Raw genomic sequence first — 22,274 nt, 5'->3', positions numbered from 1 at the left:
TCAAACAAAGAAAAAGGCGGTGAAAGCTGTTTGTTTGCTTATTGTATGAAGCGGGCAGGAATGCTCATCCCAGTACTGATCGGAATGACATTGGTCGTGTTTTCAATTATTCGTTTTATACCTGGAAATCCAGCGCAGGTCATCTTAGGACAGCGGGCAACGAAAGAGGCTGTAGAACAATTAACGATCCAGCTCGGTTTAGATCAGCCATGGTACGTTCAATACGGTCATTATATGCTTGGCCTTTTAAAAGGGGATTTAGGGACTTCTATTCGAACAGGAGCGGCTATTGCCCAGGAAATGAAGCCCTACTTATTTGCGACGTTAGAATTGACCTTTTTTGCCATGGTGCTGGCGATTGTTGTGGGAGTGAATGCCGGAATCATCAGTGCTTGGTTTAAGCATTCCTTCTTTGATTATGCCGCGATGTTTATTGCACTCATCGGAGTGTCCATGCCAATTTTCTGGTTAGGCTTAATGGGGCAGTGGCTGTTCTCGATCGAATTAGGTATTTTGCCGACAACGGGCCGAGAAGACGTAAGGAATCCAGTCGAATCGATTACGTATATTCATACACTGGACACGCTTTTACAAGGCCGGTTTGATCAATTCGCTGACAGCATCAAGCATTTGATCTTACCAAGTACAGCCCTCGCAACAATTCCTGCTGCGATTATTGCGAGAATTACAAGGGCAAGTATGCTGGAAGTGCTTCATTCCGACTTTATTCGAACAGCAAAAGCAAAAGGAGTACGTTCATTTTTTATCATTTATCAGCATGGCCTGAAAAATGCGCTCATTCCGATCTTGACGATTATTGGTCTTCAGACTGGCCTCTTGCTTGGTGGAGCGATTTTAACAGAAACCATTTTTGCTTGGCCGGGAATCGGACGGTATATATATGACGCCATCAGTTATCGTGATTACCCAGTCATTCAAACAGGTATTCTTGTCGTTGCGCTTATATTTGTCCTGATCAATTTCATTGTGGACATCTTGTATGCGGTCATTGATCCAAGGATTAAATATTAGGGAGGGAGAGTGACAAGATGGAAGCACAAAAAGAACTTGAACCACCTCAGCCAAAAGATGAACGCTCTCAATCATTGATTCTTGAATCAATGAAGCAGTTCTTTCAGCATAAGCTGGCGGTCATTGGCAGTGTGATTGTCTTTTTATTTCTGATCCTAGCAATCTTTGCACCGATCATTGCCCCTTATGGAATCAATGAACAATCACTCGGTGAGCGATTTAGTGCCCCTTCAGCTGCACACTGGTTTGGCACGGATGATTTCGGCAGAGATATCTTTTCAAGAGTTGTGCATGGAGCACGGATTTCCTTATGGGTCGGTTTCTTCTCGGTCCTCGGGTCTGTCATTTTAGGCACACTGCTTGGATTGATAGCAGGCTATGGTGGAAGAGTGCTAGATGCTGTGATCTCCAGATTGTTTGATATTTTACTTGCTTTTCCTAGCATTCTATTAGCGATTGCTATTGTCTCCATTCTAGGCCCCTCCTTACAAAATGCCCTTATTGCCATTGCGATTATCAATGTCCCAACCTTTGGACGGCTCGTTCGTTCAAAAGTGCTGAGTATTAAACAAGAAGAATACGTGCTGGCAGCAAAGGCGGTGGGGATGTCACACGGCCGCATCGTACTGCGTCACATTCTGCCAAATAGTATGGTGCCAGTCATCGTACAGGCAACGCTTGCGATCGGAACGGCAATTATTGAGGCAGCCGCTTTAGGCTTTTTAGGGTTAGGTGCACAGGCGCCAAGTCCAGAATGGGGGAAAATGCTCGCCGACGCGAGACCTTATCTCGTTCAAGCCCCTTGGACATTATTCTTCCCAGGAATAGCGATCATGCTGACTGTTTTAGGCTTTAACCTGATGGGGGATGGATTAAGAGATACACTAGATCCTAAAATGAAGAAAATAAAATAAGACCGATTCTCAGAATCGGTCTCAGCGCGCGGGCAAACCCTCGCATTCGGTGTCAGTCCTGCGTGCCGGTGCTCACGAATACTCAATTCGCTCCGCTCCGGTACTCGTTCTTCCTAGACTGCAAAGGTTTTCAGGTCACGCTGAAAAGAAGACAAAGAGCTAAAATCAAGATCATTTTAGCTCTTTGTTAACAATTTAAGACCGATTCTAGGAATCGGTCTTTTCTATTTATGCTTCTTTTTCTTCTGTCTCAATTTCACTATCTTTTGGGTGATACGTCTGGAAGCTTGTAATCAATGTATCTAAATGTTCTAATTCATCACGGTATTCGATGATGCTGGACATGACATTCAGCATGTTGTAATCGAGTAAGTCATTTTCTTGGTTTTGCTGATGCTGAATAAATGATTTCGTTAACGTCTCAAGGCGAAGAGAGCATTCATTTTGAAATTCATCGTCCTGCGGTTTCATTTTTCCGACGAATTTCATCAAGGTGCGCTCATGCCAATACAGTAAATAATCAATTTCATCCGTTAAGCTTTCCCTGAAATGCTCTGGCATCAAATGAATCTCATTTTCTAATTTATGAAGCTTCTTCAGCAAATACAGAGCACGATTTGAAGTCATAATGGCCTGCCTGAACAAAACAAGCTTTCTTGATTTGACATAGGTGGTTTTCTTTAAATAGCTTCGTTCCTCTTTGTATAACAAGTAAATATGATCTAATTTGATCATGCGTTCTTTTATTTGATCGATGTCATCCTTTAATGTGGAATGATCAGTAGACTGTCTGGAGGTCAGACGAATCCATTTTAAAATCTCCTCCGTATTTTCCATAATGTGATGAACAAGCTTTGTTTCATACTTTGGCGGCAGGAAGATTAAATTCACTAAAAATGAAGAGAGAACCCCTAACACCACAGTAGCTGTTCGAATTAAGGCAAAGGAAAGGAAATGATCCCCTGCACTTTCTAAAATCGCGATGACTGTTACAAGTGCAATTGGAATTGTGTGTTCAATCTTCAGCTTTAAATTAATGGCGATGACCATGACGGCGGTTAAACCGATAATGACTGGTCCTGTGCCAAAAAGCAGACCGAACGTAATGGCAAGCGCTGCTCCAATAATATTGGCTTGCACTTGATCAACAATGGTTAAAAAAGATCGATAAATTGATGGCTGGATAGCAAATACAGCTGCAATTCCCGCGAAGACGGGCGTTGGCAACCCAAGCCATGTTGCCAGGTAAAGCGCGAGTACAATGGCAATACCAGTTTTTAAAATACGGGCTCCAAGTTTCATTGGTTTTGTCCCTGCATTCCTTTCTTTTCGATAATAGATGATCACTCGTCATTTATCATTCATATTTTGATGAAACAACTAAGTAATATACAGCGGTCTTCCGAAATATTCAAGTGATTTTTGAAAGTTCATGAAAACATCTAAAGAAGGTATTGAGAAGAAATGTAACAGATTCGCACGCTTTTGACAAACAAGAGTTGGTCAATAAAAAAACAGGCGCATGTTTTTACGCCTGTTTTTGGACTTCATTATGATTGTTTTAGCTGTGCAAATGCATGATCTACTGCTTTTAGCGTCTCAGAAATATCTTTTTCAGTATGTGCGATCGTTAAGAACCAAGCTTCATATTTAGAAGGAGCGAGGTTAATGCCTTGGGCGAGCATTAATTTGAAGAAACGGGCAAACATTTCGCCATCCGTATTTTCAGCCTGCTCGTAGTTCACAATCGTTTCTGTTGTGAAATAAATTGTGAGCGCTCCTTTTAAGCGATTCACTGTAATATCTACTTGATGCTTTTTGGCATGGGCTAAAATGCCTTCTTCTAACATAGCGCCAAGCTGATCAAGACGCTCGTAAACACCGTCTTCTTTTAACACTTCCAAGCAGGCAATACCTGAAAGAATGGATGCAGGATTTCCTGCCATTGTGCCAGCTTGATAGGCTGGTCCAAGCGGGGCAACTTGTTCCATAATTTCTTTTTTACCGCCGTAAGCGCCGATAGGAAGTCCGCCGCCAATAATTTTTCCTAATGCAGTAAGGTCCGGTTTTACTTGAAGCAAGTCCTGTGCACCGCCATACATAAAGCGGAAAGCGGTAATGACTTCATCATAAATGACCAGTGCGCCTTTTTCATGTGTGAGGTCATTGACCTGCTGCAAGAAACCGTCCTTAGGCTCTACGATGCCGAAGTTCCCGACAATTGGCTCGACAAGGACAGCTGCTACTTCATCACCCCAGCGATCTAATGCTTCTTTATAGCTGTCAATATCATTAAATGGAACGGTAATGACTTCGTTGGCGATACTTTTTGGTACGCCCGCAGAATCAGGTGTTCCTAAAGTGGAAGGACCAGAGCCTGCTGCCACAAGCACAAGATCAGAGTGGCCGTGATAGCATCCGGCAAACTTAATGATTTTTGTTCTGCCTGTATATGCGCGAGCCACGCGAATCGTTGTCATCACCGCTTCTGTACCTGAATTGACAAAACGAACTTTGTCCAAAGCAGGCATGGCTTCCTTCAGCATTTTAGCAAAAGTGACTTCATGCTTCGTTGGTGTTCCGTAAAGGACACCTGTTTCAGCCGCTTTCGTGATGGCTTTTGTAATATGCGGGTGGGCATGTCCTGTAATAATTGGACCGTATGCTGCTAGATAGTCAATATAGCGGTTTCCGTCAACATCCCAAAAATAAGCGCCTTCTCCTCTTTCCATCGCAACGGGTGAACCGCCGCCTACTGCCTTATATGAACGAGACGGGCTGTTGACACCTCCAACAATGTGCTCCAGCGCCTCTTGATGTAATTTTTCTGATTCTGTGAATTTCATAAATAGCCTCCTATCTCAACGTATCACGTCGTCTAACATTATTTTAACATGCCGATGCAAGCGTCCTTAGTTGAATATCCTCTCAAAATTGGATAGGCTAATTAAAAAATAGGTTGGAGGGATTGTGTCATGACAATCGAAGTAGGACAGCAAGTACCTGACATTGAATTAACCGGTGACAACGGGGAGAAAGTAAAGCTTTCTGATTTTAAAGGAAAACATATTGTCCTTTATTTCTATCCAAAAGATATGACACCAGGCTGTACAACAGAAGCATGTGATTTCCGCGACCGCCATCAAAGCTTTGCAGAATTAGATGCTGTCATTATCGGCGTAAGCCCAGACAGTCAGGACAAGCACCAAAAGTTTAAAGAAAAACATGATTTGCCGTTTCTGCTTCTTGTAGACGATGAACAGAAATTGTCTGAAGCCTTTGGGGTATGGAAGCTGAAAAAGAACTTTGGCAAAGAATATATGGGAATCGAGCGTTCAACGTTTCTGATTAATAAAGAAGGCACGCTTGTGAAAGAATGGCGAAAAGTAAAGGTGAAAGACCACGTAGAGGAAGCGCTTGAGGAATTGAAAGCTCACGCTTAATATCCTCACAGGATGAGATCGGCAGTCATGCCGGTCTTTTTTGTAAAGAAGAATAGGTAAAAAAGAGGATTGTAATTGACAAAGTTTCGGCTCTGGGGGTACACTATTTATAAAGATTATAATATAAGAATATTTTTGAAGAGAGGTGCATGATGAAATGGCTGCTCACGAACTAAAAGACGCTTTAGATGCTCTAAAAGAAACCGGTGTTCGAATTACTCCGCAGCGCCATGCCATCTTGGAGTTTCTCGTAAATTCTATGACTCACCCAACCGCGGACGATATATATAAAGCACTTGAAGGAAAATTTCCAAACATGAGTGTCGCAACGGTTTACAACAATTTACGAGTCTTCCGGGAATCTGGATTAGTAAAGGAATTAACGTATGGTGATTCCTCAAGCCGATTTGATTTTGCGACATCTGACCACTACCATGCGATTTGTGAAAACTGCGGAAAAATCGTGGACTTTCACTATCCTGGCCTTGATGAAGTTGAACAGCTTGCATCCCATGTGACAGGCTTTAAAGTCAGTCATCATCGCTTGGAGATCTATGGAACTTGTCAAGAATGTGCGAAAAAAGAAAATCATTAATGAAAAAAGCTGACCGGTTAAATGGTCAGCTTATTTTTATGACTTTTTTCGATTGTAGGATTCATCAAACTCTTTACCTTCTAATGCTGGATCAAGTGTAAGCGGCTCTCTGCAATGCATGCACATGTCCACCCGCCCAAGCACTTTTGTTTCCTTCTCACAGCCTGGACAAACGACACGTACTGCCTTCGTAGAAAGCATACCAATCCAAAAGTAAACGGCTGTACTTAATCCAATCGATAAGACGCCAAGCAGCATAAAGAAAGTCGACAGCCAGATCGATTCCTTGAAGAACACACCGATATACATGATCAGAAAGCCAACAAAAACCAAACTAAGTGCAAATGTTCTGATTTTATTAATCTTACTGGAGTATTTCGCCATCCCTAGTCCCCCTTATCTCCAATATAGCACATTTTACCTTTCCGTTTGAATTAGTTATAGAGTTTTGTGAATAAATTGCTTATAATGATTCAATGATCTTTTTTCATGTATTGAAGGAATTTTGATTCTATGAGGAGAAATACATAGCATTAGAGAAGAACTTTACACCCGAGTATTGGAGGAATCACTATGGAAAATCTTCTCCGTCCTATTTATCAAGAGAGAGCAAGCCATCCAGACACATTAGCTGTGATTATAGTAGAAAGAAGACATAAAGTATCTTCTGAGACGGATAACTTTGATGCAGCACTTTTAGTCATCGTAAAAGAAGCGGAAGAGCCGTTATTTATCAAGCACTATGAATCCGATCACCAAACAGCTTCTTTAAACGTTGTCACAGATGATCAACTGAAGGAATGGATTACCCTCGGTACTAACCGCCGAATCATCGATTGGATTTTGAATGGCAAAGTCCTGTTTGATCGAAATGAATATATCTTCAACTTAATTGATGAACTAAGTACATTCCCGTTTTCAAACCGCAAACTCAAAATCGGTTTAGAATATGGCAAGCTCATTCGCAGATATATAGAAGGAAAAGCATTTTTTGAGTCAAATCAATTCCTTGATGCATATAATTCCATTGTGCATGCCCTGCATCACTTAGCACGTATTGAAGTAATTGATAAAGGCTTCCACCCAGAAGTGACCGTTTGGAACCAAGTGCGTCATATGGAGCCGGAAGTATACAAACTTTATTCAGAACTGATTGAAAGCCATGAAAGCCTGCATAAACGTTTGGAACTTTTATTTTTAGCAAATGATTTTTTGATCCATTCAAAAGCAGAAATTGGTGCCGCTCATTTGCGTCATGTCATGGAACAGAAGGATATATGGCTTTTTGGTGAGCTTCTTAAACACCCTGATCTAAAGTATTTCACGCCTGACCTTAGCGTTATGATTGATTTCTTTGTGGAAAAAGGAATTGTTCAAGTGGAGCCGATTGAGACAAAGGGACAAAAAATCTATCATCGAGGATATTTTGTGAAAAAAGATATTGACGCATGAATATTATGATGGTATATTATTAAACGTCGCTAACGAGCAACTGAGTTGCTTTGAAAGAAAAGCTGACAAAAAGAAATTCTAAAAAACGCTTGACGCACACGGTGCTCAAATGTTATATTAAGAAAGTCGCCTCTGAGCGATAACGAACATGATCTTTGAAAACTAAACAAGACAAAACGTACCTGTTAATTCGAGTTTTTATAAAAAATCCTATGATACTTCATAGGTAGTCAGTCAAACTGGCGAGGCAGGAAGTGATCACATGCTAAGTTCGCTACATCGTGTAGCAACGCATGTGTGATATGCATCCTGCATACCTCGGAGAGTTTGATCCTGGCTCAGGACGAACGCTGGCGGCGTGCCTAATACATGCAAGTCGAGCGGACAGAAGGGAGCTTGCTCCCGGATGTTAGCGGCGGACGGGTGAGTAACACGTGGGTAACCTGCCTGTAAGACTGGGATAACTCCGGGAAACCGGAGCTAATACCGGATAGTTCCTTGAACCGCATGGTTCAAGGATGAAAGACGGTTTCGGCTGTCACTTACAGATGGACCCGCGGCGCATTAGCTAGTTGGTGGGGTAATGGCTCACCAAGGCGACGATGCGTAGCCGACCTGAGAGGGTGATCGGCCACACTGGGACTGAGACACGGCCCAGACTCCTACGGGAGGCAGCAGTAGGGAATCTTCCGCAATGGACGAAAGTCTGACGGAGCAACGCCGCGTGAGTGATGAAGGTTTTCGGATCGTAAAGCTCTGTTGTTAGGGAAGAACAAGTGCGAGAGTAACTGCTCGCACCTTGACGGTACCTAACCAGAAAGCCACGGCTAACTACGTGCCAGCAGCCGCGGTAATACGTAGGTGGCAAGCGTTGTCCGGAATTATTGGGCGTAAAGGGCTCGCAGGCGGTTTCTTAAGTCTGATGTGAAAGCCCCCGGCTCAACCGGGGAGGGTCATTGGAAACTGGGAAACTTGAGTGCAGAAGAGGAGAGTGGAATTCCACGTGTAGCGGTGAAATGCGTAGAGATGTGGAGGAACACCAGTGGCGAAGGCGACTCTCTGGTCTGTAACTGACGCTGAGGAGCGAAAGCGTGGGGAGCGAACAGGATTAGATACCCTGGTAGTCCACGCCGTAAACGATGAGTGCTAAGTGTTAGGGGGTTTCCGCCCCTTAGTGCTGCAGCTAACGCATTAAGCACTCCGCCTGGGGAGTACGGTCGCAAGACTGAAACTCAAAGGAATTGACGGGGGCCCGCACAAGCGGTGGAGCATGTGGTTTAATTCGAAGCAACGCGAAGAACCTTACCAGGTCTTGACATCCTCTGACAACCCTAGAGATAGGGCTTTCCCTTCGGGGACAGAGTGACAGGTGGTGCATGGTTGTCGTCAGCTCGTGTCGTGAGATGTTGGGTTAAGTCCCGCAACGAGCGCAACCCTTGATCTTAGTTGCCAGCATTCAGTTGGGCACTCTAAGGTGACTGCCGGTGACAAACCGGAGGAAGGTGGGGATGACGTCAAATCATCATGCCCCTTATGACCTGGGCTACACACGTGCTACAATGGACAGAACAAAGGGCTGCAAGACCGCAAGGTTTAGCCAATCCCATAAATCTGTTCTCAGTTCGGATCGCAGTCTGCAACTCGACTGCGTGAAGCTGGAATCGCTAGTAATCGCGGATCAGCATGCCGCGGTGAATACGTTCCCGGGCCTTGTACACACCGCCCGTCACACCACGAGAGTTTGCAACACCCGAAGTCGGTGAGGTAACCTTTATGGAGCCAGCCGCCGAAGGTGGGGCAGATGATTGGGGTGAAGTCGTAACAAGGTAGCCGTATCGGAAGGTGCGGCTGGATCACCTCCTTTCTAAGGATATATGGAGCAGCGTACGTTTTCGTCTTGTTTAGTTTTGAAGGATCATTCCTTCAAAACATGTCTCTAGCGAGACAGGATTGTTCTTTGAAAACTAGATAACAATAAGTAATACATTCACATTGAATGCAATGCAAAGTTCATCACACATAGTGATTCTTTCTAAAGTAAGAAATGGTTAAGTTAGAAAGGGCGCACGGTGGATGCCTTGGCACTAGGAGCCGATGAAGGACGGGACGAACACCGATATGCTTCGGGGAGCTGTAAGCAAGCTTTGATCCGGAGATTTCCGAATGGGGAAACCCACTGCTCGTAATGGAGTAGTATCCATACTTGAATACATAGAGTATGAGAAGGCATACCCGGGGAACTGAAACATCTAAGTACCCGGAGGAAGAGAAAGCAAATGCGATTCCCTGAGTAGCGGCGAGCGAAACGGGAACAGCCCAAACCAAGAGGCTTGCCTCTTGGGGTTGTAGGACACTCTATACGGAGTTACAAAGGAATGATATAAGCGAAGAGGTCTGGAAAGGCCCGCCAAAGAAGGTAACAGCCCTGTAACTGAAATGTTATTCTCTCCAGAGTGGATCCTGAGTACGGCGGAACACGTGAAATTCCGTCGGAATCCGGGAGGACCATCTCCCAAGGCTAAATACTCCCTAGTGACCGATAGTGAACCAGTACCGTGAGGGAAAGGTGAAAAGCACCCCGGAAGGGGAGTGAAATAGATCCTGAAACCGTGTGCCTACAAGTAGTCAGAGCCCGTTAACGGGTGATGGCGTGCCTTTTGTAGAATGAACCGGCGAGTTACGATCCCGTGCAAGGTTAAGCAGAAGATGCGGAGCCGCAGCGAAAGCGAGTCTGAATAGGGCGCATGAGTACGTGGTCGTAGACCCGAAACCAGGTGATCTACCCATGTCCAGGGTGAAGTTCAGGTAACACTGAATGGAGGCCCGAACCCACGCACGTTGAAAAGTGCGGGGATGAGGTGTGGGTAGGGGTGAAATGCCAATCGAACCTGGAGATAGCTGGTTCTCTCCGAAATAGCTTTAGGGCTAGCCTCAAGGTAAGAGTCTCGGAGGTAGAGCACTGATTGGACTAGGGGCCCCTACCGGGTTACCGAATTCAGTCAAACTCCGAATGCCGATGACTTATCCTTGGGAGTCAGACTGCGAGTGATAAGATCCGTAGTCGAAAGGGAAACAGCCCAGACCGCCAGCTAAGGTCCCAAAGTATACGTTAAGTGGAAAAGGATGTGGAGTTGCTTAGACAACCAGGATGTTGGCTTAGAAGCAGCCACCATTTAAAGAGTGCGTAATAGCTCACTGGTCGAGTGACTCTGCGCCGAAAATGTACCGGGGCTAAACGTATCACCGAAGCTGCGGACTGTTCTTACGAACAGTGGTAGGAGAGCGTTCTAAGGGCTGTGAAGCCAGACCGGAAGGACTGGTGGAGCGCTTAGAAGTGAGAATGCCGGTATGAGTAGCGAAAGACGGGTGAGAATCCCGTCCACCGAATGCCTAAGGTTTCCTGAGGAAGGCTCGTCCGCTCAGGGTTAGTCGGGACCTAAGCCGAGGCCGAAAGGCGTAGGCGATGGACAACAGGTTGATATTCCTGTACCACCTCCTCACCATTTGAGCAATGGGGGGACGCAGGAGGATAGGGTAAGCGCGGTATTGGATATCCGCGTCCAAGCAGTTAGGCTGGGAAATAGGCAAATCCGTTTCCCGTAAAGGCTGAGCTGTGATGGCGAGCGAAATTTAGTAGCGAAGTTCCTGATTCCACACTGCCAAGAAAAGCCTCTAGCGAGGTGAGAGGTGCCCGTACCGCAAACCGACACAGGTAGGCGAGGAGAGAATCCTAAGGTGATCGAGAGAACTCTCGTTAAGGAACTCGGCAAAATGACCCCGTAACTTCGGGAGAAGGGGTGCTTCTTAGGGTGTTAAAGCCCCGAGAAGCCGCAGTGAATAGGCCCAGGCGACTGTTTAGCAAAAACACAGGTCTCTGCGAAGCCGTAAGGCGAAGTATAGGGGCTGACGCCTGCCCGGTGCTGGAAGGTTAAGAGGAGCGCTTAGCGTAAGCGAAGGTGCGAATTGAAGCCCCAGTAAACGGCGGCCGTAACTATAACGGTCCTAAGGTAGCGAAATTCCTTGTCGGGTAAGTTCCGACCCGCACGAAAGGCGCAACGATCTGGGCACTGTCTCAACGAGAGACTCGGTGAAATTATAGTACCTGTGAAGATGCAGGTTACCCGCGACAGGACGGAAAGACCCCGTGGAGCTTTACTGCAGCCTGATATTGAATGTTGGTACAGCTTGTACAGGATAGGTAGGAGCCTTGGAAACCGGAGCGCTAGCTTCGGTGGAGGCATCGGTGGGATACTACCCTGGCTGTATTGACCTTCTAACCCGCTGCCCTTATCGGGCAGGGAGACAGTGTCAGGTGGGCAGTTTGACTGGGGCGGTCGCCTCCTAAAATGTAACGGAGGCGCCCAAAGGTTCCCTCAGAATGGTTGGAAATCATTCGCAGAGTGTAAAGGCACAAGGGAGCTTGACTGCGAGACCTACAAGTCGAGCAGGGACGAAAGTCGGGCTTAGTGATCCGGTGGTTCCGCATGGAAGGGCCATCGCTCAACGGATAAAAGCTACCCCGGGGATAACAGGCTTATCTCCCCCAAGAGTCCACATCGACGGGGAGGTTTGGCACCTCGATGTCGGCTCATCGCATCCTGGGGCTGTAGTCGGTCCCAAGGGTTGGGCTGTTCGCCCATTAAAGCGGTACGCGAGCTGGGTTCAGAACGTCGTGAGACAGTTCGGTCCCTATCCGTCGCGGGCGCAGGAAATTTGAGAGGAGCTGTCCTTAGTACGAGAGGACCGGGATGGACGCACCGCTGGTGTACCAGTTGTTCTGCCAAGGGCATCGCTGGGTAGCTATGTGCGGACGGGATAAGTGCTGAAAGCATCTAAGCATGAAGCCCCCCTCAAGATGAGATTTCCCATTCCGCAAGGAAGTAAGATCCCTGAAAGATGATCAGGTTGATAGGTCTGAGGTGGAAGCGTGGTGACACGTGGAGCTGACAGATACTAATAGATCGAGGACTTAACCTATATTCTATTGTGAAGCATGAACATTGTTATCTAGTTTTGAGAGAACATTCTCTCAATCATAGGTCTGGTGATGATGGCGAAGAGGTCACACCCGTTCCCATACCGAACACGGAAGTTAAGCTCTTCAGCGCCGATGGTAGTTGGGGGTTTCCCCCTGTGAGAGTAGGACATCGCCAGGCTTTCTTCATTCCGCAGTAGCTCAGTGGTAGAGCTATCGGCTGTTAACCGATCGGTCGTAGGTTCGAATCCTACCTGCGGAGCCAATTTGGAGAGCTGTCCGAGTGGCCGAAGGAGCACGATTGGAAATCGTGTAGGCGGTAACCCCGTCTCAAGGGTTCGAATCCCTTGCTCTCCGCCACAATTTACATAATAAAGGGCCCGTTGGTCAAGCGGTTAAGACACCGCCCTTTCACGGCGGTAACACGGGTTCGAATCCCGTACGGGTCACCATTTTTATAGATACACCAGCATTTTTTATTCGGAGGATTAGCTCAGCTGGGAGAGCATCTGCCTTACAAGCAGAGGGTCGGCGGTTCGAGCCCGTCATCCTCCACCATATCTTTTATATCGTCGCGGGGTGGAGCAGTTCGGTAGCTCGTCGGGCTCATAACCCGAAGGTCGCAGGTTCAAATCCTGCCCCCGCAACCAAAATGGTCCGGTAGTTCAGTTGGTTAGAATGCCTGCCTGTCACGCAGGAGGTCGCGGGTTCGAGTCCCGTCCGGACCGCCATTTTTCAAAAGAATACTTGGCTCGGTAGCTCAGTTGGTAGAGCAACGGACTGAAAATCCGTGTGTCGGCGGTTCGATTCCGTCCCGAGCCACCACTATTTGCCGGTGTAGCTCAATTGGTAGAGCAACTGACTTGTAATCAGTAGGTTGGGGGTTCAAGTCCTCTTGCCGGCACTGTTTTTCAAAAGTGGAGGGGTAGCGAAGTGGCTAAACGCGGCGGACTGTAAATCCGCTCCCTCCGGGTTCGGCGGTTCGAATCCGCCCCCCTCCACCATTTTTTTCATAGGGGCATAGTTTAACGGTAGAACAGAGGTCTCCAAAACCTCCGGTGTGGGTTCGATTCCTACTGCCCCTGCCAATTATACTTTATAATTCATTACATCTATGGCGGTTGTGGCGAAGTGGTTAACGCACCAGATTGTGGCTCTGGCACTCGTGGGTTCGATTCCCATCAATCGCCCCATTTTATTATTGGGCTATAGCCAAGCGGTAAGGCAACGGACTTTGACTCCGTCATGCGTTGGTTCGAATCCAGCTAGCCCAGTTGATGTGCGGAAGTAGTTCAGTGGTAGAACACCACCTTGCCAAGGTGGGGGTCGCGGGTTCGAATCCCGTCTTCCGCTCCAATAATGGCGGCATAGCCAAGTGGTAAGGCAGAGGTCTGCAAAACCTTTATCCCCGGTTCAAATCCGGGTGTCGCCTTTTTGAAAAGACTGCCGGGGTGGTGGAATTGGCAGACACACAGGACTTAAAATCCTGCGGTAGGTGACTACCGTGCCGGTTCAAGTCCGGCCCTCGGCACCATTGTTTTTTAATATAAGATGCGCTCTTTTATAATCATGCCGGTGTGGCGGAATTGGCAGACGCGCACGACTCAAAATCGTGTTCCTCACGGAGTGCCGGTTCGACCCCGGCCACCGGTATCTAGTTTTAGATATTCTTTATTATCGTCAATCACAGAAGAATTAAGGAATATCAACGTTTAAAACGTCTTTCTACAAATTGTAGGAGGGCGTTTTTTATTTGTTTTTTAGCTGATTTTTCACACGCAAAATTACTTCAAATCGTGTTCACTGCTGAAAGGGGACCTAGCTAAATGGCAAGACGTAAAAATATTTTAGACCAAGGTGAATTGGCAATTTTAGAAAAGGAAACTAAGTCTTATGTTGAATCATTTCGGGAAGCTATTGAATTATTTGTTTAGGACTGTGAGTAATAAATTTTTAAGGCGTTTCTTAATTCCCTAACAGCAAAAGGAATAAGTATTGCTGAATTAAAGCCTTACGATATGACAGAGGAACATATTAAGGAGATTACTTTTACTTTATTGATGGTTACCTTATGATTAAACTAAAGAGGCAGGATAATTGAAGAAGGATTGGATATAAATTGTACATAAGAGGTGTTGTAATGATTACGGTTAAAAATGCTGAACGTTATTTTAAAGATAGCATTGGTGAAGATACCGATGATATAAAAAAGGTTTGGGAAACATTTAAGGCTTTTTCAAAGGAGACAGTTGAGGGCGAAGAAGATAAAGAAATTTTATTTCAGTGTGGTGTCTATGATTTTACAGGAGAGGAACTATTTCATTTTGACTTTGTACGTCAGTTTACAGTTTATGAAAAAGATGATTATTCTCACATGGAACAACTACACTGTGAATTTTTATTTAAACTAACAAGCGAGTTAAAAAAGTTAAAGGTGGTAGAAGAATGGTCAATGGATTATGACGATATCGAGCATTTTTTTCATCATATTGAAAGTATTCATGAGTTTAAAATACCTTTGAATTTAAAGCCGATAAAATCAGAAATATATCAGGAAGAGCTTTAATTCTTAATTCATTAACGTGTGCTTTACTTTAAGAAGGTATACCTTGCCTTTTTGGAATAATTTATCACGGAGTGCCGGTTCGACCCCGGCCACCGGTATCTATTAAAAGTTTCATGATTGGTTTTACCATGAACCTAACGTTTCACCCTCGTGGTAAAACGTTTTTTTGTGGTTTAAATGAGTTATTTAGATAAAAAATAGGAACCTATTAGAAAATAATGAGTATGTACTTCTTTTGGCAGAATAATCTTTAGATGATTTGCAACATTTGATAAGATACATTTAACCATGTAAGGAAACAAAATGGAGCAGCACATTCACATAAAACAGTTGTACTACCTTTGTGTAACTAAATGAATATTTGTGGGTACATACACATCTTTAGCTGACATCAACATGGTGACCCAGTTTAAGGGGAGAATTTATGAAAAAACAAAATGATCATGAGGAGTTATTGACAGGTGGAAATGTCTCGAACGTATATCGTTCGGGAGATACGGTTCGTCGAGAAGTAAAGTCAGACAATATCAATATACGAAAGCTGCTACAGCATTTAGAAAAAAAGAATTTCTCCTATGCTCCAAAGTTTTTAGGGGTTGATGAACAAGGTAGAGAGATATTGTCCTTCATTGAAGGCGTAGCCGGCCATGATCCCTTAAAAGAATACATGTGCTCTCACCAAGCCTTAAAAGAAATAGCGAGAATGCTTAGACTGTATCATGATGCTGTTTGTGATTTTCCCATTTCAGACGATTGGGAACGGATGGACAATACGCCTGACAACATAGAGGTTGTATGCCATAATGATTTTGCTATGTACAATATCATTTTCAATAACGAAAAACCAGTGGGTATCATTGATTTTGATGTAGCTGCTCCTGGTCCAAGACTTTGGGATATCGCATATACTCTGTATACATGTGTACCTATCAGTAGGTTTTTTCGCACCAAAACAGGAGACATCGTGAACTATCATTCATCAGAACATGCAGACCATATAAAACATAGAGTCAAACTGTTTTTTGAAGCTTATGGTGAGGAAATAGCAGAAGATTATGTGGAGATGGTGCTGCTGCGTTTAGAAGGATTATGTCAGTATATGAAACGAAAAGCGAGTGTGGGGGATATCGCTTTTCAAAACATGATTCAAGAAGGACATCTTGAACATTATCAAAAAGACATTCAATTTATTCATGAACATGGAAAAGAATGGATGTAAAGAGGCGGCGTTGTGATTATGCAAACGAAGACGATATTACAGGCTATCATTCAAGACGAGGGAGTAAATGATTATCCTCTTTTTAGACAGTACTGTGTGAGAAAAGAACAGGGCCTGCGTAAAGATGCGCTAAACGTTCTTCAGGCCTTTATTGAAGAGATGAAAGAGAACGATTTTGAAGTACAGCGGGAATTTGCTGCTTGGCTGTTTGAGTGGATTGAACGGTTTGAGGATGGTCATCATCTGCTTGTGTATCCGCTGGTAAATGGGGTGATCCAGCCTGTTTTTCAAACGTGGGAGAATGTTGATCCATTGGATGTGAGACCGTATCGCTGGCAAGGTTTGTTTGTGCATCAGGGAGAAGGGCTGCCTCATTTATTGAAGGCACTAGAGCTTGGGGGCAGCAAGGAACAGCGTGTGATTGTTCAAATTTGCGAAACCTATTTATCGGCCTTGTGGTATTCGTTTCATCATATACATGAAGATCTTTATTTAAGCACCTATGAGAAGGATCAAGAGAGAATTCAAGGGATTGAACGTGTTATGATGCTGATTCAAGATAAAAGAATTCGAACCAATGTTCAAAAACAAGCCGTCTATTATGGCCAACTTTTAACGGACTGGATGACGTTTCAGCAGACGGAGACAAGAGGCTTTATGAAATGGTGTGCGGAGCGTAAGAAACCGTATGAGTGGGTAGAGTCCTTTTATTATCAGCAATAGATGAGAAAACGGCAGAATGAACTCTGCCGTTTTTTATTGCCATATTCGCTTTGCTTCTATATGATCTGGACTAAAATATTTCAGGATATAGACATCTGGATTGCTTAGTTTCTTCCACTCCTCGAATCCAAGCGTTGGATCGGCATGTTTAAGAAGCAGGCTCATGATATTGCCATGTGTGACGAATAGGGTATGATCTGTTTCTAATTTTATTTGTTCGTGGAGTGCTTCTACAATACGATTCATGGCTTCTTGGCTCGATTCTCCGCCTTCACAGGTCATATGTAAGTCTGTAAAACTGAGCTTTAGTTTCTCATACCAATCGTCTATTGGTTTGCTGCTTAATACACGTTCAGAGAGGCGCTGATCGATTTTTATCTCGAGCTGTTTTGCATGAGCAAGAGGCTCAGTAGTTTGGATCGCTCGTTTATAAGGACTTGAGATAATTTGATTGAGATGAATGCTGGAAAAAAACTGTGCCAGTTCATGAGATTGAGTGATGCCTTGTGGTGTTAAAGCTGCATCTTTAGATTGTCCATCTGCTTGGCAGTGTCTGACGATATAAAATGTTTTCATTGGATACACCTTTCATTGAGTATAAAAAAATCATCCAGTATTGGATGAGGATTTACGAAGGTCTAGGTAAGCTTGTTCGTATCTGTTTCTTTATAGGGATCTGTGAGCTTGGAGGTCAGGTCTAGATTGAACAAAAAATCATCGACGGTGTCTGTGCCAAAGGGAAGTGTGGAGAAGTCGATTGGGATGCTGTCTTCTTGCTTTTCTGAAGTGATTTGCTGTACAGGCTGCTTTTTTCTCCAGTTCTTAAACAAGCGCATGTGAGGCCCCCTTTTCTTTGAAAAAGATGGATTTATACATAATATACGGGGAGAGTTGTCCAGGCGTCAAATGTTTTCTTCAAAAGGAACGATTCAATTGATAAAACAAGAGCCACAGAAAAGTGTGGCTCTTGTTGTCAGTTTACATTGCATGCTGTAATGCTTGTAGTAATTTACGTTCGCATCTTAAGTTGTAGCGCTTCTTATGGAGTTTCTCCGTTTTAAACCTGCCTATGACACGTCGAACATCGGGATCATAAATGATGAGCTCTCTGCAAGTTTGATCATGTAATAGTGCTTGAAACCAGCTATATTTTTTGAGATGTGCTGCGTTCCTCGAGATATCCTCTTCATCCACTTGTAGAAAAGGGATATACATAGTAAGTGAAAAGATGTCTAAAATGAATCCCATTTTGCTTCCTCCTTTCATATGATTCATTACGCTTAGGAGAAGGCAAGGTTTCATTCAATAAACGTTAAAAACAATCCCAGTGCATAAACCATTCTTTTGATTCTTTGTCATAATAGAAATACATCGTGCCGTTATCACCAATCATGAAACGAGGTTTTTCTTCTGAGGCGATTTGCAGCATGAATTCGCCTTGTTGTTGATGGGGCGGGGATTGAATATACGCCCCATATCCACCGATTTTTGTGAACGAATAATTTGTGTATTGATTAAAGAAGTGGTCTGTCGCTTCTTCACTTTCGTTTACTTCTGTTAGATCCACATATGACCATGCTTCTTCCCAGCAAGGGAAGTCCCTTTGCTCACTTTCGTTCCATTGGATTTGAAAGGCTTTGAGCCCTCTCACTTCTTCAGGAGTTTCAGCTACTTCTAAACCTTCGATTGATGAATATTCAATGAGCTTCCAGCCTTCACCGTTTTTGGTGATATCAATCGGAAGTGTTTTCCGATTAAGAAAAATTTGAATCAGCTTACATTCATTGAAGCCGTTCATTCCTCCTGGCACTTCTGGTAAATAAATTTGTAAAATCGGAATCATGGCTCCATCTTGATCTGTCGGCCAGCCTTGATGAGGATCGATGAAAAAATGACCTGCAAACCAGCTGTGTACAGCTGGATCAGGACGGAAGCCGCCAATTTTGGCGATGGCTGGCTTTTTCCCGATTAGATTTAATTCTTGAAAAGCTTTGATTTCCATGGGTTATTCCTCCAGCCTTTAGCCTGCAATGTGTGCATCATGAAATGTGCCATTTATATTTCCTGTGACAATAATGACATGACCCCAAAATAAATCACCGTCATGATAGTAGACTTCAAACTCTCCCTTAGGGTAAACATGCAAGCTTTCAAGTGAAATGCGGCTTATAAATTGATTCAGTGTGAGTTCTTCTTGCTTTTCAGCTGATTCGTCTTGTTCCTGCCAATCCTTTGCTAGATCTATCAGCTGATTCGCGGCAAATGATTTAATAGAAGAATCCCATTTGGCTTGCTCTTGCATAAGTTGGTTTGCTGTTCGAAGAGAGTCCTTTATTTTTTCATCTTCTTCGAGGTTGAAGTAGAGAAGGCACTCTTCATTGCTCCATTGGATCGTCTTTTCAAATAAGTCTAGTCCTTTTACTAACTCAAAGGTGCCAAGTATGTCATCATGATAATACACAGGCTTTTGGGCTTCTTCTAAAATTTCTTGAAGCGCTTGATCCTGTGTATCTGTATTGATCAAAGATACAAGCATGAATTCACCTTCGCCTTTTCGAACCTGAAGTGTAACGATTGATTCTTTATGTAATTGTGCCTGTTTTTCCCTTAATCCCTCGTCATCTGTTAACCAGCAAAGTCTTACATTTTCGGTTATGATATGACCGTTTTCTTTCCAAGCAATTAGTGGAATAGAAGCGGTCCAAAGAGGTTCCTGTCCTGCTTTTCCTGCCCCTACGCCAGAAGGTCCTGTAACAGCAATGATAGTGACTACATCTTCTGAAAATCTCTCTTCAAAAGTGTTGATTTGTTTGTTAATCTTCATGTGATGTCCTCCAGCCTGATTTTTTTGTCATGAACATATAAGTGTTGTGATCAAGTTCTACCTCTTTATCACACCGCACATCAGTAGGGGAAATCAAGCTTTTTTTGTTTAAAACTGTTTTTTAGGGAGGTACATGGATTAATGGAGGTTGAGTCACAATAAAAGAAGCAAGGATCGAATTTTGTATAAATTTGGGTAAATGAGTCGAAAAGCCTAGGTGATTCTTCCTTTTCTTTATAATTACTTTGACACGAATAGATGAAAAAAGTAAAGTAATACTGAGTGATTTACAAAACCTTCTTCATCCACTAAAACATGAAGTGTGCGTAAATTTAATGTAAATGGATATTTTTCCTTTTATTTACTCGTATTTTTTTTGAAACTTATGATGCCTCTCATTCGTTATATTAAAGGAGCGCATGTATCCGGCGGAGACAGAGCATCGGCATGCTTGGCGAAGAAGATTTACATTTGCAAAATGAATGTAAATTTTTTATGATTTCATTTATATCAGAACGATGATAAGAAAGAAGAGGTTTTATGAAAAAAATATTTGCAAACAAATATAGCTTTTTTGTTTTGGCTGTCCTTTTATTCTGGGCTAAATCGTACACAGCCTACAAAATGGACTTTAATTTAGGAGTAAAAGGTTCTTTTCAAGAGGGGCTTCTCTTATTGAATCCATTTAGTTCAGCCATCGTGTTTTTTGGACTTGCTCTCTTTTTGAAGGGGCGTAAATCTGCCATTGTTTTAATTGTTATTGATTTTATTATGACCGCACTTTTATATGCAAATGTAGCGTATTACCGTTTCTTTGATGACTTTTTGACTTTCTCAACAATGAAGCAGGCAGGAAATCTTGGGGGAGGCATGACTGGCGGTGTGCTAGCAAGCATTAAGCCGCATGACCTTTTATACTTCCTTGATATTATCATCTTGATTGCGATTGTCATTTGGAGACCAGAAGTGAAGAAGTTCCAAATGAAAAAGACGTTTGCACTGCTGATTGTAGCTGCAGGTATTGGACTGTTCTTTGTAAACCTTCATCTGGCTGAAAAGGATCGTCCAGAATTATTAACGAGAACCTTTGATCATAAGTATGTTGTCAAATACTTAGGTGTTTATAACTATACGATTTATGACGGGGTACAAGCAGCACAAAACGCAACACAGGTAGCCAATGCAAGCAGTGAAGATTTAACAGATGTTGTGAACTATACGTCATCTCACTATGCGAAGCCAAATGCAGAGTATTTTGGTAAAGCAAAAGGCAAAAACATTATTAAAATTCATTTAGAAAGCTTCCAGTCTTTCTTAATTGACTACAAATTAAATGGAGAAGAAGTGACTCCATTCTTAAACAAACTGGCTCATGGGAAAGATGATTTTACGTATTTCGATAACTTCTTCCATCAGACTGGTCAAGGGAAGACATCAGATGCTGAGCTGATGATGGATAATAGTATGTTTGGCTTGCCAGAGGGAGCAGCATTTGTGACAAAGGGTGAAAATACCTTCCAATCACTACCTGCCATCCTAGATCAAAAAGCAGGCTATACGAGTGCAGTACTTCACGGGGACTATAAATCTTTCTGGAACCGTGACACGATTTATAAACATATGGGAATTGATCAATTCTTTGATGCTTCCTATTACAACATGGATGAAGAAAACCTTGTGAATATGGGTCTGAAGGATAAACCGTTCTTCAAAGAATCAATTCCAATGCTAGAATCAATGAAAAAGCCATTTTATGCACATTTAATGACACTGACAAATCACTATCCATTTAATTTAGATGAAAAAGATGCGACAATCGCTAAGGCAACAACTGGCGATAAAACAGTCGATAACTATTTCCAAACAGCAAGATATTTAGATGAGTCATTAGAGCAATTCTTCAAAGACTTGAAAAAATCAGGTATGTATAAAGACTCAGTCATTTTATTATATGGTGACCATAACGGTATTTCTGAGAACCATAACCGTGCAATGAGTGAAATTCAAGGGAAAGAAATCACTCCTTATCAAAATGCACAAAACCAGCGTGTTCCGCTCATGATTCGTATTCCTGGTAAGAAGGGCGGCGTGAACCATACGTATGGTGGTGAAGTCGATGTTATGCCAACACTTCTTCACTTACAAGGTATCGATTCAAATGAATTCGTGAATTTTGGAACAGACTTATTCTCAAAAAAGCATGATGAGACTGTTGCCTTCCGTAATGGAAACTATGTGACACCGAAATACACACTTGTCGATAATACCGTTTATGATACGAAAACGGGTAAAGTGGTGAAACAAAATAAAAAGACAGAGGCGATTAAAGCCCGTGTTGATAATCAGTTAAGTCTTTCAGATAAAGTGCTCTATAGGGATCTTCTTCGATTCCATAAGTTATCTGATTTCAAACCAGTGAATCCATCTGATTATTTCTATGGTAAATCAAAAGAAAAAGAAGCGGATTCTTCTGCTAACTAACTGAGTTTTGGGCAAGCACAGAAAGGTGCTTGCCTTTTTCTCTCTCTTCG

Annotated in this window: 17 protein-coding genes, 16 tRNA genes and 3 rRNA genes; 28 read left to right on the top strand and 8 right to left on the bottom strand. The window is 43.4% G+C overall.

What is annotated here, in order from left to right; translation table 11 throughout:
• The first annotated feature begins 30 nt into the window (after positions 1–30).
• Positions 31–1,032, top strand: coding sequence for an ABC transporter permease (locus tag JJ692_RS16830; RefSeq protein ID WP_024425205.1), 1,002 nt, complete (start codon positions 31–33; stop codon positions 1,030–1,032).
• Between the two features lie 17 nt (positions 1,033–1,049).
• Positions 1,050–1,946 carry an ABC transporter permease gene (locus tag JJ692_RS16825; protein WP_024425204.1) on the top strand — a complete coding sequence of 299 codons (897 nt, stop codon included), beginning with the start codon at positions 1,050–1,052 and terminating at the stop codon, positions 1,944–1,946.
• A gap of 228 nt (positions 1,947–2,174) precedes the next feature.
• Here JJ692_RS16825 and JJ692_RS16820 read toward each other — a convergent pair whose 3' ends face one another.
• Positions 2,175–3,248 (bottom strand): FUSC family protein, encoded by a 1,074-nt coding sequence (locus tag JJ692_RS16820; RefSeq protein WP_024425203.1) that lies wholly within the window; start codon positions 3,246–3,248, stop codon positions 2,175–2,177.
• Positions 3,249–3,496: 248 nt separating this feature from the next.
• A complete protein-coding gene (locus tag JJ692_RS16815) occupies positions 3,497–4,792 on the bottom strand; it encodes a glutamate-1-semialdehyde 2,1-aminomutase (protein WP_024425792.1) in 1,296 nt (431 codons plus the stop codon).
• Positions 4,793–4,921: 129 nt separating this feature from the next.
• Here JJ692_RS16815 and bcp point away from each other — a divergent pair, with 129 nt between their 5' ends.
• Both bcp and perR read left to right on the top strand, forming a co-directional pair.
• Positions 4,922–5,389 (top strand): thioredoxin-dependent thiol peroxidase, encoded by a 468-nt coding sequence (bcp, locus tag JJ692_RS16810; protein ID WP_024425791.1) that lies wholly within the window; start codon positions 4,922–4,924, stop codon positions 5,387–5,389.
• A 157-nt stretch (positions 5,390–5,546) separates the two neighbouring features.
• Positions 5,547–5,984 carry a peroxide-responsive transcriptional repressor PerR gene (gene perR, locus JJ692_RS16805; protein WP_012009347.1) on the top strand — a complete coding sequence of 146 codons (438 nt, stop codon included), beginning with the start codon at positions 5,547–5,549 and terminating at the stop codon, positions 5,982–5,984.
• Positions 5,985–6,020: 36 nt separating this feature from the next.
• Here perR and JJ692_RS16800 read toward each other — a convergent pair whose 3' ends face one another.
• Complete coding sequence (locus JJ692_RS16800; RefSeq protein WP_024425201.1) at positions 6,021–6,368, bottom strand: YgzB family protein; 348 nt, start codon at positions 6,366–6,368, stop codon at positions 6,021–6,023.
• A 189-nt stretch (positions 6,369–6,557) separates the two neighbouring features.
• Here JJ692_RS16800 and JJ692_RS16795 point away from each other — a divergent pair, with 189 nt between their 5' ends.
• The 23 genes from JJ692_RS16795 to JJ692_RS16685 all read left to right on the top strand — a co-directional run bounded on the left by JJ692_RS16795 (position 6,558) and on the right by JJ692_RS16685 (position 16,919).
• Positions 6,558–7,436, top strand: a complete 879-nt coding sequence (locus JJ692_RS16795; RefSeq protein WP_151863193.1) for a nucleotidyltransferase-like protein — start codon at positions 6,558–6,560, stop codon at positions 7,434–7,436.
• Positions 7,437–7,751: 315 nt separating this feature from the next.
• Positions 7,752–9,300 (top strand): 16S ribosomal RNA (locus JJ692_RS16790).
• Positions 9,301–9,482: 182 nt separating this feature from the next.
• Positions 9,483–12,413: ribosomal RNA gene (locus JJ692_RS16785) — 23S ribosomal RNA — on the top strand.
• Between the two features lie 63 nt (positions 12,414–12,476).
• Positions 12,477–12,592: ribosomal RNA gene (gene rrf, locus JJ692_RS16780) — 5S ribosomal RNA — on the top strand.
• Together the 16S, 23S and 5S rRNA genes with 16 tRNA genes alongside form the textbook arrangement of a ribosomal RNA operon.
• A gap of 9 nt (positions 12,593–12,601) precedes the next feature.
• Positions 12,602–12,676: transfer RNA gene (locus tag JJ692_RS16775), tRNA-Asn, on the top strand.
• A gap of 4 nt (positions 12,677–12,680) precedes the next feature.
• A tRNA-Ser gene (locus JJ692_RS16770) sits at positions 12,681–12,771 on the top strand.
• Between the two features lie 17 nt (positions 12,772–12,788).
• Positions 12,789–12,863, top strand: a tRNA-Glu gene (locus JJ692_RS16765).
• 30 nt (positions 12,864–12,893) lie between these two features.
• Positions 12,894–12,969 (top strand) — tRNA-Val (locus JJ692_RS16760).
• Between the two features lie 15 nt (positions 12,970–12,984).
• Positions 12,985–13,061: transfer RNA gene (locus tag JJ692_RS16755), tRNA-Met, on the top strand.
• A gap of 4 nt (positions 13,062–13,065) precedes the next feature.
• Positions 13,066–13,142 (top strand) — tRNA-Asp (locus JJ692_RS16750).
• A gap of 18 nt (positions 13,143–13,160) precedes the next feature.
• A tRNA-Phe gene (locus JJ692_RS16745) sits at positions 13,161–13,236 on the top strand.
• A 6-nt stretch (positions 13,237–13,242) separates the two neighbouring features.
• Positions 13,243–13,315 (top strand) — tRNA-Thr (locus JJ692_RS16740).
• A gap of 15 nt (positions 13,316–13,330) precedes the next feature.
• A tRNA-Tyr gene (locus JJ692_RS16735) sits at positions 13,331–13,415 on the top strand.
• A gap of 10 nt (positions 13,416–13,425) precedes the next feature.
• Positions 13,426–13,499: transfer RNA gene (locus tag JJ692_RS16730), tRNA-Trp, on the top strand.
• Between the two features lie 29 nt (positions 13,500–13,528).
• Positions 13,529–13,604 (top strand) — tRNA-His (locus JJ692_RS16725).
• Between the two features lie 9 nt (positions 13,605–13,613).
• Positions 13,614–13,685 (top strand) — tRNA-Gln (locus JJ692_RS16720).
• Positions 13,686–13,692: 7 nt separating this feature from the next.
• Positions 13,693–13,767 (top strand) — tRNA-Gly (locus JJ692_RS16715).
• Positions 13,768–13,772: 5 nt separating this feature from the next.
• Positions 13,773–13,843, top strand: a tRNA-Cys gene (locus JJ692_RS16710).
• Positions 13,844–13,856: 13 nt separating this feature from the next.
• A tRNA-Leu gene (locus JJ692_RS16705) sits at positions 13,857–13,945 on the top strand.
• 37 nt (positions 13,946–13,982) lie between these two features.
• Positions 13,983–14,064 (top strand) — tRNA-Leu (locus JJ692_RS16700).
• 487 nt (positions 14,065–14,551) lie between these two features.
• Positions 14,552–14,977 (top strand): hypothetical protein, encoded by a 426-nt coding sequence (locus JJ692_RS16695; RefSeq protein ID WP_206533975.1) that lies wholly within the window; start codon positions 14,552–14,554, stop codon positions 14,975–14,977.
• 424 nt (positions 14,978–15,401) lie between these two features.
• Entirely contained in the window at positions 15,402–16,196 is a 795-nt protein-coding gene (locus JJ692_RS16690) for a phosphotransferase (protein WP_206533974.1), read from the top strand.
• An 18-nt stretch (positions 16,197–16,214) separates the two neighbouring features.
• Positions 16,215–16,919, top strand: coding sequence for a hypothetical protein (locus JJ692_RS16685; RefSeq protein ID WP_024425350.1), 705 nt, complete (start codon positions 16,215–16,217; stop codon positions 16,917–16,919).
• Positions 16,920–16,952: 33 nt separating this feature from the next.
• Here the strand turns inward: JJ692_RS16685 and JJ692_RS16680 are convergent, their stop codons facing one another.
• From JJ692_RS16680 to JJ692_RS16660, 5 genes are all read right to left on the bottom strand, one after another.
• Positions 16,953–17,495, bottom strand: coding sequence for a histidine phosphatase family protein (locus JJ692_RS16680; RefSeq protein WP_206533973.1), 543 nt, complete (start codon positions 17,493–17,495; stop codon positions 16,953–16,955).
• A gap of 62 nt (positions 17,496–17,557) precedes the next feature.
• Positions 17,558–17,755 (bottom strand): hypothetical protein, encoded by a 198-nt coding sequence (locus JJ692_RS16675; protein ID WP_034624048.1) that lies wholly within the window; start codon positions 17,753–17,755, stop codon positions 17,558–17,560.
• A 142-nt stretch (positions 17,756–17,897) separates the two neighbouring features.
• Complete coding sequence (locus JJ692_RS16670; RefSeq protein ID WP_206533972.1) at positions 17,898–18,167, bottom strand: hypothetical protein; 270 nt, start codon at positions 18,165–18,167, stop codon at positions 17,898–17,900.
• Between the two features lie 64 nt (positions 18,168–18,231).
• A complete protein-coding gene (locus tag JJ692_RS16665) occupies positions 18,232–18,921 on the bottom strand; it encodes a DUF1963 domain-containing protein (protein ID WP_024425346.1) in 690 nt (229 codons plus the stop codon).
• An 18-nt stretch (positions 18,922–18,939) separates the two neighbouring features.
• Positions 18,940–19,743, bottom strand: a complete 804-nt coding sequence (locus tag JJ692_RS16660; RefSeq protein WP_024425345.1) for a DUF2262 domain-containing protein — start codon at positions 19,741–19,743, stop codon at positions 18,940–18,942.
• A 540-nt stretch (positions 19,744–20,283) separates the two neighbouring features.
• On the opposite strand from JJ692_RS16660, the gene ltaS reads away from it, so the two are divergent.
• Positions 20,284–22,224 (top strand): lipoteichoic acid synthase, encoded by a 1,941-nt coding sequence (gene ltaS / locus JJ692_RS16655; RefSeq protein WP_024425344.1) that lies wholly within the window; start codon positions 20,284–20,286, stop codon positions 22,222–22,224.
• Positions 22,225–22,274 lie beyond the last annotated feature (50 nt).

It is taken from the genome of Bacillus sp. 3a (genome assembly GCF_017161885.1).
In the GTDB taxonomy this organism is placed as follows: domain Bacteria; phylum Bacillota; class Bacilli; order Bacillales; family Bacillaceae; genus Bacillus; species Bacillus safensis.
The sequence above is the reverse complement of the archived record's forward strand: the minus strand, read 5'-3'. Positions and strand labels throughout refer to the sequence as shown.

Excerpts from the sequence above, each read along its gene's own strand:
- JJ692_RS16825 (WP_024425204.1), top strand. The coding sequence starts at position 1,050 with ATGGAAGCACAAAAAGAACTTGAACCACCTCAGCCAAAAGATGAACGC.
- JJ692_RS16820 (WP_024425203.1), bottom strand. The coding sequence starts at position 3,248 with ATGAAACTTGGAGCCCGTATTTTAAAAACTGGTATTGCCATTGTACTC.
- JJ692_RS16815 (WP_024425792.1), bottom strand. The coding sequence starts at position 4,792 with ATGAAATTCACAGAATCAGAAAAATTACATCAAGAGGCGCTGGAGCAC.
- bcp (WP_024425791.1), top strand. The coding sequence starts at position 4,922 with ATGACAATCGAAGTAGGACAGCAAGTACCTGACATTGAATTAACCGGT.
- perR (WP_012009347.1), top strand. The coding sequence starts at position 5,547 with ATGGCTGCTCACGAACTAAAAGACGCTTTAGATGCTCTAAAAGAAACC.
- JJ692_RS16800 (WP_024425201.1), bottom strand. The coding sequence starts at position 6,368 with ATGGCGAAATACTCCAGTAAGATTAATAAAATCAGAACATTTGCACTT.
- JJ692_RS16795 (WP_151863193.1), top strand. The coding sequence starts at position 6,558 with ATGGAAAATCTTCTCCGTCCTATTTATCAAGAGAGAGCAAGCCATCCA.
- JJ692_RS16695 (WP_206533975.1), top strand. The coding sequence starts at position 14,552 with ATGATTACGGTTAAAAATGCTGAACGTTATTTTAAAGATAGCATTGGT.
- JJ692_RS16690 (WP_206533974.1), top strand. The coding sequence starts at position 15,402 with ATGAAAAAACAAAATGATCATGAGGAGTTATTGACAGGTGGAAATGTC.
- JJ692_RS16685 (WP_024425350.1), top strand. The coding sequence starts at position 16,215 with ATGCAAACGAAGACGATATTACAGGCTATCATTCAAGACGAGGGAGTA.
- JJ692_RS16680 (WP_206533973.1), bottom strand. The coding sequence starts at position 17,495 with ATGAAAACATTTTATATCGTCAGACACTGCCAAGCAGATGGACAATCT.
- JJ692_RS16675 (WP_034624048.1), bottom strand. The coding sequence starts at position 17,755 with ATGCGCTTGTTTAAGAACTGGAGAAAAAAGCAGCCTGTACAGCAAATC.
- JJ692_RS16670 (WP_206533972.1), bottom strand. The coding sequence starts at position 18,167 with ATGGGATTCATTTTAGACATCTTTTCACTTACTATGTATATCCCTTTT.
- JJ692_RS16665 (WP_024425346.1), bottom strand. The coding sequence starts at position 18,921 with ATGGAAATCAAAGCTTTTCAAGAATTAAATCTAATCGGGAAAAAGCCA.
- JJ692_RS16660 (WP_024425345.1), bottom strand. The coding sequence starts at position 19,743 with ATGAAGATTAACAAACAAATCAACACTTTTGAAGAGAGATTTTCAGAA.
- ltaS (WP_024425344.1), top strand. The coding sequence starts at position 20,284 with ATGAAAAAAATATTTGCAAACAAATATAGCTTTTTTGTTTTGGCTGTC.